The sequence below is a fragment of the Psychrobacter immobilis genome (genome assembly GCF_904846235.1).
GTDB lineage: Bacteria > Pseudomonadota > Gammaproteobacteria > Pseudomonadales > Moraxellaceae > Psychrobacter > Psychrobacter immobilis_C.
Genome location: NZ_CAJGZN010000007.1, coordinates 12,379 through 30,177 on the forward strand (window position 1 = coordinate 12,379; position 17,799 = coordinate 30,177).

Here is a 17,799-nt window from a genome sequence, read left to right on the forward strand (position 1 = left end):
CCACCAAAGCGATATATAGTGTCTGTATATACTACCAATATTAATACGGTTTGGTTACGCTGTAGTGAGTGACGCATTATACAAAATACTCAAACATTTGAAAGTTAACATGTTTAGGGTAATAATATATTTTTATCACCGATGACTCATAAATATAGCGTCTACTTCTCTATTTCATTTTACTAAGCCTAAAACTTATGACTCCAGCTATCAATCTTGCCAAAAAACGTAACCTTGATTACCAATTACACGAATATACTCACGACAGCAATGCTGCTTCGTTTGGTTTAGAAGCCGCAGAAAAACTCGGTGTAGCGGTGACACAGGTATTCAAAACTTTAGTAGTGACCACCGATACTGGTGTACTCGCTGTGGCGATATTGCCAGTCGATAAAACACTTAATTTTAAAAAAATGGCTAAGGCGCTATCTTCTAACAAATTGCTATCTTGCAAAAAAGTACAGATGGCTGACCCCAAACAAGTAGAGCGTAGCACAGGCTATGTGTTGGGTGGTGTCAGTCCACTGGGTCAAAAGAAGCGACTAAAAACCGTGATAGATAGTACAGCTCAAGATCATGCCACTATCTATGTGAGTGGTGGTCGCCGCGGTCTAGAGATTGAATTGCCGCCTGCACAGTTGGCTGCAACGCTTGATGCTTGCTTTAGTGATATTACTGATAAGTAAAATGTTATACGGTGGCTATCATCTGCCTATTATAAATTCGCCATACCGACAATTTCGCTAAGCATATTTATGAGTAATCTATACTGGTTTTGCTTGTATTGAAGATATTTTGGCGCAAGATTGTTGTAGATTGACCATAGCGATAAGGCGTAGACTTATACGCCAGCTTATCTATTATTTTTATCTACATTTAAGGACATGCTCATGCCACATTTAACCATTCAAGTAACACCCAACGTCAGTATCGCTCACGAAGAATCACTGCTCAAATCGTTAAACAAAGCATTGTGGGATAGTGGTCAGTTTAAGCTGCCTACTGATATCAAAGCCCGTATTGTACCTATTAACTCATTTCTAGTAGGTGTTGAAGATGATGAACAGGCCAATGGATTTATTTACGTCCACCTAAAGCTGATGAGCGGACGTGATATGGCCACTCGTGACCAGTTGGCTGAGATGTTGGTTGCTACTATCGAGGAAAAAATAGGCGCAGAGCAGTCAGGACGTGCGGCATTGCAGATATGTGTAGAAGTTGAAGAGATAAGTGCGGTCTATCATAAAAAAATGCTTGGTGACTAACAGTACTCGCCTTAAATAGCTCGTTGCTTTTTATTATGTATAAGTATGTTTTTTAGTTAAGCATAAAAAAGCGCCTAAATGATAGGCGCTTTTTTATTGGTTATCGATGCTGTATTAGTTAATTTTAGTCTAAGAATGCAAAGTGATCGATGTCCATTGCTGTCATGCTTTCGCTTGGTGCAACCATCGCTTCTGCGTGACCAGACGTGCGTGGTAACAACTTATCAAAGTAGAATTCAGCAGTCTGAATTTTTGCTTTGTAGAACTCTGGTGCTTCTGTACCGCCATTTTCTAGCTTTTCGTAAGCTACTGCTGCCATACGCGCCCAATGATAACCCATCATCACGTAGCCTGAGTACATTAGGAAGTCATCTGACGCTGCTGAGATGATTTCACGATCTTTACGTGCCATCAGCATTAAGCGTACCGTCAAGGTATTCCACTCAGCACATAGCTTGGTCAGTGCCCAAACGAATTTACGCATTTCTTTATCGAGTGCGTACTCGCCACACCATTTCATGATACTTGACGTGTAGTCACGGATAATCTTACCTTTAGACTGCAAGATAACCTTACGGCCTAGTAGATCAAGTGCCTGTACGCCAGTGGTTCCTTCGTACATCGTTGCGATACGGGCATCACGAGCAATTTGTTCCATACCCCATTCTTTGATGTAACCGTGACCGCCATATACTTGCTGACCATGTTTAGCAGCTTCGATACCTAGCTCAGTCAAAAAGCCTTTTAGGATTGGCGTGTAGAAGCCTAATTTATCATCCCATTTTTCGAATTCTTCATCATCGCCATTGACGATACCCTGTGCCATTTTATCAGCGTAGCGTGCCGAATGATAAATCATTGAGCGACCACCTTCAGCAAAGGCTTTTTGCGTCAGTAGCATACGGCGTACGTCGGCATGATGGATAATAGCATCAGCTACTTTTTCAGGATCTTTAGTACCAGATAGTGTACGCATAGAACGGCGTTCTTTAGCATATGGCAAGGCGTTTTGGAAAGACAATTCAGTATGCGCCAGACCTTGGATACCAGTACCGATACGAGCCGTGTTCATGAATGTGAACATGGCTTTTAGGCCTTTATGCGGTTCGCCGATTAGATAGCCGACTGCGCCATCAAAGTTCAATACACATGTCGAAGATGCGCTGATGCCCATTTTGTGCTCAATTGAACCACAAACTACGGCATTGCGCTCGCCAGCTTCACCTTCAGCATTCGGGGTGAATTTTGGTACGATAAATAGTGAAATACCGCGCGTGCCTTCTGGTGCATTTGGTAGGCGTGCTAGGACGATATGGACGATGTTGTCTGTTAAGTCATGCTCACCGCTTGAGATAAAGATTTTGGTACCGCTGATTTTGTAGGTACCGTCATCTTGTGGAATGGCTTTTGATTTAACTTGACCCAAATCCGTACCACACTGTGGCTCAGTCAGACACATGGTACCTGCCCATGAGCCTTCGATCAGTTTAGGTAAATACAGTGCTTTTTGCTCGTCAGTACCGTACTGAAGCAGCGTGTTGATACAACCTGTTGATAGACCAGGATACATCGACCATGACCAGTTAGCAGTACCGATCATCTCAGATTTAATAAGGTTGATTGACGTTGGCAGATTCATGCCACCGAATTCTTCAGGATATGAGATACCTTGCCAGCCGCCTTCTACAAACTGGTCATAAGCCTCTTTGAAGCCTTTTGGCGTGGTCACGACGCCATCTTCAAAATGACAGCCTTCTTCACCACCTGATTGATAGAGCGGGGCAATGACGTTTTCAGCAAAATCAGCCATACCTTGTAGAATCATGTCTACAGTTTCAGGATCAGCGTTTTCGCCGTTGTCTAAGCTTTTATAATGCGTCTGATAGTCAAATACATCATTAATCAAAAATTTGATATCACGTAAGGGGGCTTTGTAAGTTAACATAATCGCTCTCTTTGGTTAGTTCGCTATCATAGACTTATGGCGCAATATTTGAGTCACAACTTATGTAAGCGATATTTACTTATGTTAGATGAGCTAGACGTTATATTAGTCATCAAGTGAATTATTAGTGGACAGCTTTCCAGTGTATTAGTTATTAGAACGTCTTTAGCGACGGACAGCTGTTATAGCGTTGATATGATTATAAATCTTAAACAGCGACAAATATACAACTAATAACTATTATTCATGATTAATTATGTTATTAATTCATTTTAGTTTGTATAGGTAAATTGTATCTTCGCTTGAAATTATTCTATAAAGGGCTATGTAGACTCATCTAAATTCAGAGACAAATGGACTTATCAAATAGGAAAGCCATTTATGAGCACCTCAAAAAAGCAACAGCGAGCCTCTTGGTTGAGCGCACTATTAACTCGTATTAAGGGGTTAATCGATGGTGAGCTGAATCACTTACTCACAGTCAATCGTAGTCACCGACCATGGCATATGCCAATCATCGCGGCGATTGCGATTAGCTTTCCGGTGTTTGTAGGGGCTTATTTTGGTGACTTGTCTTCAGGTATCAAAGCATCGCTAGGCTCGATGATTATTCTAAACCTACCATTTACAGGCGGGCTACCACATCGGCTAGTGACGGTCATGGCTTGGGGGTTTGCGATGATACTCAGCTTTGCACTGGGGCTGATCGCGCAGCTGATGCCAGTGTTGCGGCTGCCTGTGTTTATGCTGATTGGGATTAGCGTGGTGATGTTAGGTCGTTATTATCGGCAACCACCACCAGCGGGATTGTTTGTATTGATGGCGGGTGCGATTGCGCTATTTATCCCCGTGCCGATTGATCAAGTGCTCTCAGCGATAGGGCTTGTGATATTGGGTAGTGGCTCCTCGATGTTGCTAGCGCTACTCTATAGTTTGTTCTTATTGGCGGCCCGTCCTGTTGCTTCTGTACCTGTTTATGACTATCAGCCTGATATGATTAGCGATAGTCTGATCGTGGTAAGTTTCGTTAGTTTGGCGTTGGTCGTTGCTGTTCTGTTAGAGCTGCCTTATCCCTACTGGGCAGCGATGAGCTGCTTTATTATCATCCAAGGTATGCAGCTACGAACCATGTGGATCAAACAGTTACACCGTTTATTGGGTACGTTGGCCGGCATGGGCGTGGCGGGCTGGATGCTGTCTTGGGGACTATCAGGATGGGACATCGCTATAGCAATACTATGTATGATGTTTTTGATTGAATCGTTTGTCGATCGGCATTATGGACTGGCGGTGATATTTATCACGCCGCTGACGATATTTATCGCCGAGTATGGTAGTACGATGTCAGTGCCTCCCGTCGCTGGGGACGTTATCCAAGCGCGTATGATTGATACGGCGCTCGGCTGCGTGATTGGATTGAGCGGTGGTCTAGCGATACACTCTACGCGATTGCGTGTACCGCTGCGCCGTTTTGAAAATTGGCTATTACTGCGTTTTAGTTAATAGCGTATAGCTTTGCAAAGATTACTCTTTGATTAACTGTTTTTATTTAACGCTGTTGTTGCTTGTGCGACATCGATAGTATGCCCAGTCCAACGCTCAAAACTTAAAGCAGCCTGACCGATAAGCATACCGTAGCCTTCAGAGGTCTGTGCGCCACGGGCGGCAAAATGCTGCAAGAATGGCAGCGGACGACCATACATCATGTCATAAGCGTATTGACAGTTTAGAGCATCATCCAACGGCAACGTATCACCTGACAAGCCAATAGAAGTGGCATTAATGATAATGTCAAAAGCGCCACTGAGTTCATTGGTCGCACAAACCTCGATATTTTGGTCATCAATCACTGAGCTGGCCGCACTGAGCTCATTTACCAAATCAGCTGCCTTAGACACGGTGCGATTGGCAATCGTGAGAGAGTTAATACCGGCTTCAAATAATGGCAATATTACGCCACGCGCTGCACCGCCTGCACCTATTAGCGCCACACGAGCATCGGTCAGCGGCCAGTCCATACTCATAATGTGATTGATAAGTCCTTGCCCATCCGTATTATCACCGTAGAGTGCCTCTGTGATTGGTGCGCCGCTTTCTAATAGTGCTTTGTTCAACAGTAACGTATTGACCGCGCCTGCCGTCTTGGCATGTTCTGATAAACCACCACGCGCCGCGCAGCAGTCATAAGCAACTTGTTTAAAAGGAACCGTCACGTTAGCGCCCGCACCGCCACCGCAAAAAAACGCCTCAACGACAGCCGTAAAACTGGCGGCATCATCAGGGCAGTATTGACGCTGATAGCTAATATCAATCCCTGCTTGTACAGCAAACTGCTCATGAATCTCAGGAGATTTACTATGGGCGATTGGATTGCCAATAACGATAAAATGTTGGGTCATAAATAGTCCGCTGGCTAGAAAATAAAAATACTATCGAAGAAGCAATAAGTGGCGCTCAATCATCATAAGGGATAACGCTATGATTGACAAACCAAGAGGCCATCACCAATCAATGATTAGAAAGTGACAGCGTTAGTCAGAGGCTGCCTTATCGCTTTTGAAAATAAATTCTGACATTGAGGCAGACATACGTTAAACACGTGCAAGCAGCTTTCTATCTTCTACTAAAGAGCAGACAGTTTTGATACGTTATATATTTAACAAATCTGTACTCTTGGGGAGTACTCCGCGTAACGTAAAAGGTAGTCAAGTGCTGAGCAGTTGGGTAAACTATGAAATATGCTCTATATTGAAAGTTATTCGTTATCAGCGGCGTTCCTGCCAGCTCGTTAATACTATTTCGAGATTAATCTAAAAGTGTGAGTAAATTATCCATGTGGAATCCTAACCTACAATCCCTTCTAGTCGGTACGATAATGGCAGTTGGTGTGGCGCTCAGTGGCTGTGACAGCACCAAAGAAGATGCTCCAAACCCAGATGCTGAGGCCAGTGAGCAGGCAACAACGAATGAGCCAGTACAGGACAGCGCAAACAATCCTGACCTAGATGGTGCCACTGCTCAGCAAGGCACGCCAGTGAGATACGATGTCGCAGCATGGGGTACGGATAAGGTAGAGTCGCTCGCTGTAGATGAGTTAGATAGTATAAAATCGGTGTTTGGCGAAGTGATGAGCACGGACGAAAACAGCCTAGACTATGCCAGTAATCCAGCGGCAAAATATCGCTTTATGAAAACGGACGCGCCTTATCTAGATATCATCGACTCTGAAAAATATCTAGAGCTTGGCTGGTACTATGCCAATCCTACTGACACAGACAAAGAAAAAGAGCTGAGCCAAAACCACGCCAAAAAAGCCTATCAGCTATCACGTCAATTGATGGGTGATGATGGCGGAAAAATGGTTGCTGATATGCTCAATAGTCAAATCATCAAAAACAGAATCGTCGGTGGACAAAAGATAGAGCTAGCAAAATGTGAGTTCTACAGTTGCATGCTAGTTATAAATAAAGCCGCTGCTCAAACAGAAAATAGCTAAATCATGACCGATACGACGTCAGTGCCAAACGGTTGGGTGTGTCTGTACCCACAAGTCAGCAGTATGACCGATGATAGTAGTTTGACCAAAGACAGCAGTGTGACCGAAGAGGATAGGTCGACCAGCCAAACGGTAACCATGTCTCTAGATAATCGCGGACTGGCATATGCTGATGGCTTCTTTACCACCATGGGTGTCATTGATGGGTTAATACTATGGTCAGATTATCATTATCGGCGGCTTGTCTCTCATGCTGAAGCCTTGCAGCTCAATATAAATAGCGAAGAGCTATTAGCAGTACTGCAGCTGTATGCCCAGCAGTTAGAGCAGGGCATGCTAAAGCTAGTAGTCACTCGTGCTGCGCAGAATGTACGCGGTTATGGTTATACACCTAATACAAATGGTAGCAACTGTGAGATATGGCTAAAGGCTACTGCAATGAGAGTTTCTACTGCGCTGCAACTGTCTTTGCCTGATGTAAAATTGGTACCTATCCAACCTAATGCTTCGGCAATATGCTTGTCCTCTCAGATTGCTTGCTTACCGCCACCGCTGGCAGGTCTCAAAAGCCTTAATCGTTTAGACAATGTCCTCGCTAGTGGTGAGCTACAACGTATAAAAGCTGAGCCATTGGCATCAAAGCTTGCTTCAACACTTAGTGAAGGACTACTACGCGATATGAGCGGGCAGTGGGTCGAGGGCACGATGAGTAATGTATTCTATCAATTGGCAGAAGCACCACTATCAGAATCCAAAACTAGCTCTAGTATTCATAAAGATGATGAAGATTACCTAACCACTGGCCAATGGTACACGCCTTCTATGGCTCAATCAGGCGTTACTGGCGTCATGCGTCAGGTAATTATAGATGCACTATCCACAACACAGTATCCAGTCATAATCAGGTCGCTACGAGATGAAGATTTGCCTAAATTAACGCAGCTTTTCTTTTGCAATGCACTGCGCGGTATCATGCCAATGAGCAGTCTGACGTTGTTGTCAGGTGATGTTGTGGATTTTGAATCTGCCTAGTTGTTATTGAAAGATATTGAATTGGGTATCAATAAAATCATCTGGATATAAAACCACTTGCTCATTTCTATACATTTCTTGCGCTTTTAAAAGGGTACTTTGCTCATCTTCAGCGACAACATCCACGATAGTGCTTAATGTTTCGACAATTTCAACTTGAAAGGTTTGTGCTGCTTTTTTATCTTTTCTTATTATACTCACACTCGATTCTCATATATCACTTCAGTCATCAATACCAAGTAGATTAGCAAAAGCCATCAAAAGAAGTGATCGTCTTTTGTTACGCAGACTTGTGTCATAAAGCAAATCGATCAATGCTGCTTATCTAATAAGGAGATAAGCCAATGTACGAAGTTTATGAAGATGAAAGTATCCCACTACAAATCCGTCGTTTGATGGTGTTTGATGAAATCTGTAAATTAGCGAAGAAAGAACCTGATGAAATTATTCATTTATCAAAATTTACTCAGTTATCACTCGGAGTTATGTATCTAAAGGATTTCAAGAAATTTATAGCCTTTGGTGGTGTGTTTGAGTATGCACAAACACCCGAAGAAGTTATTGAGCAACGTATTCGCATTTTTCCTAACGACGAGCCAGTAAAGTGTGCGCTGACTGTTAATCTAAAGCAGTTTACTCGCCCAGCTAGTACACCTATACAATTAGTGTGGTATTGGAATAAATATGTAAAGAATAGAATGCATGCTTATGTTGACTATCGTGAAGAAGTTTTTTTTCGGATAAATGATGAAATTGATTCGGATTACCCACCGCATAAGTTTCATGACCGTCTAGTTGCGACAGCTCGTCTGCCACTATGGGATGATAGAGATGAGTTAATTGCAGACGTATACCGTGACAATCAAGGCGAACCTAGACCTGAACGTTATAATGAAAGGCGTCTGTTATAATTCGAAATAATTACCATGTTATACGAAACTCATAATTAAGTTACTACTTATAGTTATAGCTGCTAATAAATTTTAGCGGCTGTATATTATGATCTTGATACTGTGTTTATATGATGTATCAGCCTTCTTACATAAATCACCACTCGCCTTTGAGGCTCCGACAATCGAAGTTAATGCACTGGTATTTTCGCAAGAAGTCTATTGAGTGATGCATATCTCCAATAACGTTCTTCATAATTGATCGTCTTTTGTTAATGAGTATTGCGTACTGATGTTAATCGATCAATGATTGCATTCTATCCAATACTATCTAACAGGGGATAATAAATGCGTACTACCTATGAAGATCAACGAATTCCACTACAAGTTCGTAGATTGATGATATTTAATAAAGTTTGCTGTGCAGCGAAAAGAGACCCTGATGAAATAATTCACTTACCTTGTTATTCACAGATAGCATTTAGTATTGTTTATTCTAAGAAAGATAAAAAATACACAGCATTTGGGAGTGTGTTTAAGTATGCGCATACCCGTCAAGAAGTCATTGAACAAGGTTTAGATAAGCAGTTTCATGAAGATACTGTGATGTGTGCAATCACAACCGAAAGACAAGCCTTTACTAAAGCTTCTCGCACTCCGTTAGGGCTGTTAATGAGCTGGAATAAACAGGTAAAAAATCGAGCTTATACCTGTCTCGATGGCAATGTGAAACACTTTTTCAAGATAAATGATGAGCTCGAGCTAGATTACCCTCCTCATAAATTTTACGGTCGTTTGGTTGCTGCCAAAGGTTTACCATTATGGGATGATAAGTGTTCTTAGTATAACTTTCGATAATGACCACGGCTCACAAATTCAATGATGCCTTTATCTCGTAATACTTGTAACTGTTGGCGAATTTTATCTTTTACGTGGTTGTTTTCAGGATGTTTGAGCTGCAACTCGTCAGCAAAAGCATAAACTTGATTGAGAGAAAAACTGACATCGAGACGGTCGATACATTGCCAGACATCGAGTGTCCAACCGCGTGAAGCCATAGATTGCTTGCGTAAAAATAAAGTCTTTTGGAACTGTTGAGTAACATTTTCACGCGGTATAACTTGTTGGTCTTTGACCAAAAATACTTTGCCAGATTCGGGTACTTGGCGTAAGTCAATATTGCAACCAACCCAACCTGCTCGTTTTGCCGTCACTGATAAGGGTTTACGCTTAACAATAATATCGGGTGTAAAGAAATGCTTGGGAATAATCAGAAAATTATTGACGGTGTACTCTTTTGAGTAGGTTAAAAAGAAGAAACTGGGATTGTCCTTACTATTGATACGCTCAATCATCGTCTTATAAGCGCCATCATTGACAACATTGCTTAACTTGGCTTTTTTACTTTTTAGCTCATATTGCTCATTACAATTTTCGCAATAAAAATCAGCAACAGGTTTGTTATTAGCAAACTCAGCTAGCGACTGGGCGCTACAATTGGTGCAATAACTATTCTCTTTTACCCATGCTTCACTGAGTACACGAACTTTTTGAGATTCAGAGTGATAGTTTTTGGCAAGACTTTGGTTGAAATGTAGGTTCATAAGATATTTTCACGATTAATAGATAAGCTGAGAATACTGAAAAACACCTAAGTATTAAGCCATATAAACTACCATCAAGAGCAAGATAATTCATAAGCTAAGCAAATACCATTGAAAATCGCACGGTTCAATGCTAAATTCTAGCAAACATCTGCCTCGCGAGTTGCCATGAGCAAGCCTACACCCAATATACCACCTGAACGTCCCAATGAGTCGCCGTCAAACAAGCAAGATGGCACAGTCGAGGAGCGTGTCGATACCACGCTGCCGGACGCGCAACCAGTGGTAGATGAGGTGGAAGACACATCAGCAACGCCAGCAACCAACGTCTCGCTCATCAGCGGCAACAGTAAACCGCGCCAATATAAAGTCAATAACCCATCTTTTTTTATGCAACGCGGCTATCAAGTGCTGCTAGTGTTGGGGCTTATTGCTGCATTTTTCTTGGTCATGGTTTATCAGACGTTGTTTGGTCGTATCGAGCAGCCGCAGCAAATGGTCACGATTGAGCCAGGTCAGACCTATTATGGTCTACTACCGCAGTGGCAGCAGCAGATTCCGCTGTTTTCGGCAGGTGTGGCCAAGCTATATATCAAATCGCAAGTCAATGCACCGTTGCATGCTGGTACGTATCAATTACCCGAAAACCCGACTATCGCTGAGGCGTTACAAATACTAGGTCAAGGCGCAAAAGCGGCTATGGTCAAGGTGCAAATCATCGAAGGCAAGACATCTAAAGACCTTTACCAAGCACTGCGTGATAATGACAAAATCGAAAAAGAAGTACTGACTGCAGATAGTGACAATGCGAGTATTGCACAAGCATTGGATTTGACGGGTGTATTACCAGATAGTGTGGCTAATAGCAGTGACCCGATTGTTAACTATAATCTTGAAGGTTGGTTCGCGCCTGACACTTATTATTATGGTGAAGGAACCAGCGATAAAAAAGTACTGACTGACTTGTATAAGCGTCAGCAGCAGGTACTGACTGATGCGTGGGAAAATCGTGCGCCGAATCTGCCTTATAAGAGTCCATATGAAGCGCTAGTCATGGCGTCTATTATCGAAAAAGAGACCAGTGTTGCTGATGAACGTCCTTTAGTTTCTGCCGTATTTAGAAATCGCTTGAATAAAAACATGCGTATGCAGACGGACCCGACCATTATCTATGGTATGGGCAGTCGTTATGATGGCAATATCCGCCGCAAAGACATCAATGAAAAAACATCTTATAACACCTATCAAATTGATGGTTTGCCGCCAACGCCAATTGCGCTACCATCAGCGGCCTCTATCGAAGCGACCTTACATCCTGCTGATAGTGAAGCGTTGTATTTTGTGGCAACGGGCAATGGCGGGCACAAATTTACCAATAGCTTGGCTGAGCATAATCAAGCGGTAAAAGACTATCTCAGTGTCATGCGTGAGAAAAAATCTCAAACACCGCCGCAGTAATACTCCTTCTTAATCTTCTTAAAAAACTTATCGTTTATTGAGTGCTACAAAGTAGAGGTAGCGCTCATCAATGACATAAGGTCATATCATGTCAGTATCTATGCACACCAGCGCAACACCTTCACATAGCAGCATACCATCATCGAATCTACCTGAATCAAGTGCTTCAAATACGGAGACGGCACCGACGTTAGGCCGCTTTATTAGTTTTGAAGGGACCGAAGGCGTGGGCAAAACCACCGCGATTGAACAGTTATGCTTGCGCTTAGAAGCTAATGGAATTCCATATCTACGTACTCGTGAGCCGGGTGGCAGCCCATTTGCCGAGCAATTGCGTGACATACTATTGGACCCAGCGACTGATATCGAAGACGATACCGAGTTGCTACTATTGTTTGCGGCGCGCTGTGATCACATGCAGCAGGTCATCTTACCAGCGCTTCAAAATGGTACTTGGGTGATATGTGACAGGTTTACCGACTCTACTATCGCGTATCAGGGTTTTGGACGTGCGTATGGCGACGAGTTGGTACGCGGCAAAATCGATATGCTTATCAAACAATTTGTGACGCAGCTTCCTGAGCTAACATTGTGGTTGGATTTGCCAGTAGCAGAGGGCATGAAGCGTGCCAATAAGCGCAGTGCGGCAGATCGTTTTGAGCAGCAGGCTACCGAGTTTTTTACTTGGGTGCATACTGGTTTTAGCCAGCTTGCGAGCGAGTATCCTGAGCGTATACAGCGTATTGATGCATCGGGCAGTACGGATGATGTAAGTGCGCGTATATGGCAGACAGTTATGGACAGATTCGATATCAAGTAATTAAATTTTGCCAAGTAGATTTATAGGGCAGTTAGATGTATCGATAGTTAGTTAGACAGTCAGTTAGCACCAATAAAAAGCCCCAGCATATTGCTGGGGCTTTTTATTAAGGTAAATATTTTATCTTTAAATCAATAAAGCAGATAACTATGCACGTTATTTGTCATCTATTTTATCTACTTTTATACCCTCAGTAGTAGCGATAGAGGCGTCGTTATCTTGAGCAGAGTCAGGTAGACGGTTTGGGTCAAGCGCGCCTTTTTTGTTTTTAGGGGCACTACCATTGCCATTACTATTCGTAGAGGTTTTGGCCTTCGAAGTCGCTGTCGAATTTGCAGACATGACGCCTTTATTATCCACATTAGTAGCAGACGTTTTTGGCTCTTCTACTGGCTCACTTTTCTCTACAGTAGTGCTAGAAGGTGACTTAGTCTCGGTGTTACTGCTTTGGGTGGCTGATGACTGATTAGCAGTGTTTTGCTCATCATTTTTGTCACTATCTACCGAAGACTCTGGCGCTGCTGTCTGGCTATCGTCAGGGTTAGGTTCCTGCTCTTTACGCTTTTCAGGGGCTTTTGAGTTAGATTCAAAGTTAGCATCAGCTGCCATACGAGCCTGCTCTTGCTTAGGCGTTACATCGACTGGCTTCGGCTGTACTTCATCGTCTACCACTAGCGATATGAGCTTACGGTCACGAGGGACAGTACCGTCAAACTTATCGGTGATGACGTGCAGTTTGCCTTCTTTATCTACCGTATATAGCGGTACAAATTGCTTATTATCCGCTTTATACTGCTCAAAGCTATAGCTATCCGTGATGTTAGTAATCTTAATTCGAGCTTTTTTGGACAGCATACTGGCAAGCTTGGTATAGGTCACATCTTTGCCAAACAACCACTGTGAGTGGAAGTTCGATTGCTTGTCATCACGCTCGCTTTTGACTTTTTCATCACTGAATTTAAGACGGTATAGCTTACGCTCACCAAATTCATGACGATAATGAATCTCAGACAATGTATTCATTTCTTTGTCCATACTCATCGCAAACAAGCGACCAATACCGATCAGATCCAGATGATGATCTGCGTGATCAGAGATGGGATTACCAAAGTAAGTACGCAGACCGCTCATGCGTGCGCGTGCAATATTAGTGTAGTTATTGTGCGCAACGATGACGTCAAAGCCTTGATCTTTGAGAGAGGTAGCAATCAATAGCGTAATTGGGTTTGAGCCAACGATAAGGATACCGTTGGTCTCAGGCTCACGTACGCCTAGTAGATTACCGACGACCTTTGCACCCAGGCCCTGAATCATGACCGTACCGATAATGACCATAAATACCAGAGGTACAAGTAGCTCTACGCCTTGAATATCATACTCTTGCAAACGAATCGCAAACAGGGATGAGATAGCAGCAGCGACGATACCACGTGGCCCAATCCAGCTAATCATCAGCTTTTCATTGGTCTTAAGGTTCGAGCCGATAGCCGATGCCCAGACCGATAGTGGACGTGCGACAAACATTACAATCGCGAGGAGCACTAGCCCTGCAAAACCAACACTAAGCAAGCTTGCCAACTCTACACGCGCCGCCAGAATAATGAACAGCACTGAAATCAGCAAAATGGTCAACGACTCATTAAACTCTAAAATCGTCTCGCGTGGGAATTTTGGCCAGTTCGCCAATGCCACGCCCAGTACTGTGACGGTCAATAGACCAGATTCATGCTCTAGATGATTCGATATCGAAAATAACACCAGTACAAATGCTAAGGTAAAGACATTACGTAAGAATTCAGGAATCATATGACGGCGCATAAGGAATGCAAGTAGCCAAGCGCCCGCCATACCCATTGCAGTTGCCAATACGACAATTTTAGCAAACAGTAGAATACTACTGGCTTCGCCGCCTGAGATAATGTACTCATAGACCAATACCACAGCGATAGCGCCGATTGGGTCAATGATAATACCTTCCCACTTTAGGATGTTGGAAATGGTTTTGTTGGGGCGTACACTACGCAGCAGCGGCATAATGACTGTCGGACCCGTCACACAGACTAACGCACCGAAGAGTAGAGCAATCAATGGATCGACATCGAATAGTAAATAAGTCGATAGGGCCACGATCGCAATGGTAATCAGCACACCGACTGATACCAGCATCTGTACCACGGTACCATGTTGCTTAATTTCATCGAACTCTAGCGTTAGCGATCCTTCAAATAGGATAATTGCCACGCCCAAAGAGATGAAAGGAAACATCAGCTCGCCTAATACCAAATCTGGGTCAAATACACCCAGCACTGGGCCGACGATAATACCAATCAGTAATAAAAATAAAATGGATGGTTGCTTTAAATACCAAGCCAACCATTGGGCGGCAATGCCAATCCCAACCACGCCGGATAGCAAAAGGGCGGTATCCATAAATTAATCCTTTTATAATCTTGTCATATTTTATATCTATCGATAGCTGTTATAAGATAGTCGCTACCGTTTATTTAACAATAAGTTGTTATCCGTTTTTGTTGTAGCTAGGCCATCGCACTGATAGCCATCATGAATCACAACATAAGCTAGATATGATATAACTACTATAAAGTAGCAAAGACAAAAGCGCTTCTAGATAAATCACAATACGCTAGAAATGCAAAAGATGGAAAACAAGAGTGATGACAGCCAGTTTAATAAGGTCGTAATAAACAGTCTTATATATAAGCTAACTTTTGTTTGTTTAGTAAAATATTTGGTTTGACATCATACCATGATTTTATTTCAAGCTGATGTAAGCCGTACCTGCTAAAAAGCTATCTCACGGCCATAAAAGTATACGAAGCCCGTATGAAATAACGCTGCCTTGGGTTATCCTGCACTATGCAAAAGGCTTCAGCAAAATACTTCAAGTTTTTATTTATCATACAGTAGCTGCGTGGGGCATGCACGTCGCGCGCATAGGATAATAGTGTTGGCGCTATGAAATGTCATATACTGAACGTTGAAAGTATTTATTTTTATAAGACGCTATTAATCATGTTCTACACTATTAACCATCTTCTAAAGACAAGCGCTCTATAAGTATTCAAGTAGTGAGTAGTGATAAAAATAAGCGTAAAGTAACGGCTAAATAGCTATGACCATAAGTTCGAATAAAAGTGCTGTGCCGCATAAATAGACAAGATAAATAGATAAAAGAATATAGTTTCACCAAATAGTAACGAATAGGGGCATGCCGCTTGGTGTAGTCGCTATCGCTGACAATCATAACGTGGCTGTTAATAACAGCGATTACTCATATGGAGGACACAAAATGCCTATCAATATGTTCAAAGGACAGACCACTGCTAATATGCAGCGCTGGTTAAAACGTAGTGCGCTGGCACTTGCTGTTAGTACCGCGATGTTTGCTAGTATTAATGTCACGACGATAAACGGTGCTCAGGCTGCAGTCACTACGGCTGATTTCTCTGGTTTGGTGCAACAAGTCACGCCAGCAGTGGCACGCGTCAATGTCACCAAAACGATTAGTGAAGCCGAGCTCGCTAAGGCTCAGACTGCTGAAGTATTGCGTCAGTTCTTTGGTGATCGTCTACGTATTCCTGATCGAGTCGCGACGCCAGCGATTGAACATGCTTATGGTACGGCCTTTTTTATTACCTCTAATGGATATATGCTGACCAACCATCATGTCATCGCAGGTGCGGACAAAATCACTGTGACGCTCAATGATAGAACCGAGCTTGATGCAACCTTGGTCGGTAGTGACGAGCGCTCAGATGTGGCCGTGCTAAAAGTTGAGGGCAACCAATTTCCAGCCCTGCCTATTGGCGACTCCAGCGGTCTAAAAGTAGGGGAGCCAGTATTAGCAATTGGTTCGCCATTTGGTTTTGACTATTCAGCCTCTGCTGGTATTGTCAGTGCCAAGTCGCGTAGTTTTTCGCGTGAGACGAGCGTGCCATTTATCCAAACGGATGTAGCGCTAAACCCTGGTAACTCTGGCGGGCCACTATTTAACCAGCGCGGCGAAGTGATTGGAATCAATTCGCGCATTTTTAGTGGTACTGGCGGTTATATGGGACTGTCATTCTCTATCCCTATTGACGCTGCTATGGACATTTATGAGCAGCTAAAAAATGACGGTGAAGTGGCGCGTGCATATCTAGGAATCTATCCACAAGATATCGATCGCAATCTGGCCGAGGCTTATAATTTAGAGCGCCCTCAAGGTGCCTTACTGACTCGTGTATCACCAGATTCACCAGCACAAAAATCAGGCCTAAAACCTGGTGACATCATTTTGCAATACAATGACGTACAAATCATGGAGGCATCAGACTTGCTGAACTTGCTCAACCGAGCGCGTCCAAGCGACTCCTTCCGTGCACGGATTCAGCGCAACGGTAAGCAGATGGTAATTAACGGCAAGCTCGCTTATGCGCCCAATGATGTAAGAGCACAGAGCGGTAATGAGCAAAATGATGATGTACAGTTGGGCTTGCGTTTACGCGATTTGACGGCAGATGAACAAGCAGAAATCGCAGTCGATAATAAAACGGGCATATTGGTTACCACAGTGGATCCTACTGGATTGGCCGCGCGCTCAGGTATTCTGGCAGGTGATGTCATCACTAACTTTCATCAAAAGCCGATCGAAACAGTGGCAGATTTTTCAGGTGCTATCTCATCTCTTCCTAAAAAAGGCGTGGTCACTATAGAAGTTATACGCCAAGGCATTCCTGCTATTATTGGTCTGCGTATTGAGTAGGTGTCATGATTAAAGCGTGACTGTTAACGTCACTAATAATGTAATTTAGATTATGGTTCAGGGTATAAAGGCAGCGCGCACGTCAATAATTGTGCTTTCTATTTAGCTTATTAATAGAATATTGTATATTTATGAGCATCGGTACGAGAGGGTTGCCTTTTCGATTCTATCGACCTACTATCGATGTGTTGACGATTCGTTAATATTACATAAGAGACTTATCAGCGTACGTTGATTGAGCTAAAATGCTCCTTTAATGATGTAACTATTTATCTACAAGGTTTTAGGCCAAGCTTTATAATTTCAAGCAAAAAATCATATACGTTTTTTGGCACTAAATTTATGGGCTGACTGCCAATTGATTGATAGCGGTCAAATCAAAATATGCTACACTAACGAGCACTCTTATTATTATATTTCTGTCGGTTAGTAAGCAGGCCTTTACTCTTGGTAGTTTGCCATCACGATACTGATATCGTAGATATAATCATCTATGGTACAAACGCTATTATAGTAAGTAGAGA

At 43.0% G+C, this 17,799-nt stretch carries 15 protein-coding genes; 10 read left to right on the forward strand and 5 right to left on the reverse strand.

The features are described from left to right. Positions 1-197 precede the first annotated feature (197 nt). Complete coding sequence (gene ybaK / locus JMX07_RS06180) at positions 198-686, forward strand: Cys-tRNA(Pro) deacylase (RefSeq protein WP_201606885.1); 489 nt, start codon at positions 198-200, stop codon at positions 684-686. Positions 687-890: 204 nt separating this feature from the next. After that, on the forward strand, positions 891-1,265 hold the full coding sequence (locus tag JMX07_RS06185; protein ID WP_102092545.1) for a 5-carboxymethyl-2-hydroxymuconate Delta-isomerase: 375 nt from the start codon (positions 891-893) through the stop codon (positions 1,263-1,265). A gap of 124 nt (positions 1,266-1,389) precedes the next feature. Here the strand turns inward: JMX07_RS06185 and JMX07_RS06190 are convergent, their stop codons facing one another. Beyond that, a complete protein-coding gene (locus JMX07_RS06190) occupies positions 1,390-3,210 on the reverse strand; it encodes an acyl-CoA dehydrogenase C-terminal domain-containing protein (RefSeq protein ID WP_201606886.1) in 1,821 nt (606 codons plus the stop codon). A 381-nt stretch (positions 3,211-3,591) separates the two neighbouring features. Between JMX07_RS06190 and JMX07_RS06195 the strand changes: the two genes are divergently transcribed. Then, on the forward strand, positions 3,592-4,713 hold the full coding sequence (locus tag JMX07_RS06195; RefSeq protein WP_201606887.1) for an FUSC family protein: 1,122 nt from the start codon (positions 3,592-3,594) through the stop codon (positions 4,711-4,713). A gap of 32 nt (positions 4,714-4,745) precedes the next feature. Here JMX07_RS06195 and aroE read toward each other — a convergent pair whose 3' ends face one another. Next, positions 4,746-5,609, reverse strand: a complete 864-nt coding sequence (aroE, locus tag JMX07_RS06200) for a shikimate dehydrogenase (protein ID WP_201606888.1) — start codon at positions 5,607-5,609, stop codon at positions 4,746-4,748. A 434-nt stretch (positions 5,610-6,043) separates the two neighbouring features. On the opposite strand from aroE, the gene JMX07_RS06205 reads away from it, so the two are divergent. Both JMX07_RS06205 and JMX07_RS06210 read left to right on the forward strand, forming a co-directional pair. After that, positions 6,044-6,706: a hypothetical protein gene (locus JMX07_RS06205; protein WP_201606890.1), complete on the forward strand. Its 663-nt coding sequence runs from the start codon at positions 6,044-6,046 to the stop codon at positions 6,704-6,706. A 3-nt stretch (positions 6,707-6,709) separates the two neighbouring features. Then, positions 6,710-7,738 carry an aminotransferase class IV gene (locus JMX07_RS06210; RefSeq protein WP_227684664.1) on the forward strand — a complete coding sequence of 343 codons (1,029 nt, stop codon included), beginning with the start codon at positions 6,710-6,712 and terminating at the stop codon, positions 7,736-7,738. A 3-nt stretch (positions 7,739-7,741) separates the two neighbouring features. Here JMX07_RS06210 and JMX07_RS06215 read toward each other — a convergent pair whose 3' ends face one another. Then, positions 7,742-7,939, reverse strand: a complete 198-nt coding sequence (locus tag JMX07_RS06215; RefSeq protein ID WP_227684665.1) for a DpnD/PcfM family protein — start codon at positions 7,937-7,939, stop codon at positions 7,742-7,744. A 143-nt stretch (positions 7,940-8,082) separates the two neighbouring features. Here JMX07_RS06215 and JMX07_RS06220 point away from each other — a divergent pair, with 143 nt between their 5' ends. Further along, the gene (locus JMX07_RS06220) at positions 8,083-8,649 is read left to right on the forward strand and encodes a hypothetical protein (RefSeq protein ID WP_201606892.1); all 567 of its coding nucleotides are present in this window, start codon (positions 8,083-8,085) and stop codon (positions 8,647-8,649) included. A 327-nt stretch (positions 8,650-8,976) separates the two neighbouring features. Beyond that, positions 8,977-9,471, forward strand: coding sequence for a hypothetical protein (locus JMX07_RS06225; RefSeq protein WP_201606894.1), 495 nt, complete (start codon positions 8,977-8,979; stop codon positions 9,469-9,471). On the opposite strand, the gene JMX07_RS06230 is transcribed toward JMX07_RS06225, so the two are convergent. Beyond that, entirely contained in the window at positions 9,468-10,232 is a 765-nt protein-coding gene (locus JMX07_RS06230) for a DpnI domain-containing protein (RefSeq protein WP_201606896.1), read from the reverse strand. The genes JMX07_RS06225 and JMX07_RS06230 overlap by 4 nt on opposite strands. A gap of 168 nt (positions 10,233-10,400) precedes the next feature. Between JMX07_RS06230 and mltG the strand changes: the two genes are divergently transcribed. Continuing rightward, positions 10,401-11,690, forward strand: a complete 1,290-nt coding sequence (gene mltG, locus JMX07_RS06235) for an endolytic transglycosylase MltG (protein WP_201606897.1) — start codon at positions 10,401-10,403, stop codon at positions 11,688-11,690. Between the two features lie 100 nt (positions 11,691-11,790). Continuing rightward, positions 11,791-12,510: a dTMP kinase gene (gene tmk / locus JMX07_RS06240; RefSeq protein WP_201607031.1), complete on the forward strand. Its 720-nt coding sequence runs from the start codon at positions 11,791-11,793 to the stop codon at positions 12,508-12,510. Positions 12,511-12,666: 156 nt separating this feature from the next. Here the strand turns inward: tmk and JMX07_RS06245 are convergent, their stop codons facing one another. Further along, complete coding sequence (locus tag JMX07_RS06245; protein WP_201606898.1) at positions 12,667-14,940, reverse strand: cation:proton antiporter; 2,274 nt, start codon at positions 14,938-14,940, stop codon at positions 12,667-12,669. 970 nt (positions 14,941-15,910) lie between these two features. Between JMX07_RS06245 and JMX07_RS06250 the strand changes: the two genes are divergently transcribed. Next, positions 15,911-17,275, forward strand: a complete 1,365-nt coding sequence (locus JMX07_RS06250) for a Do family serine endopeptidase (RefSeq protein ID WP_413786662.1) — start codon at positions 15,911-15,913, stop codon at positions 17,273-17,275. Positions 17,276-17,799: the final 524 nt, after the last annotated feature.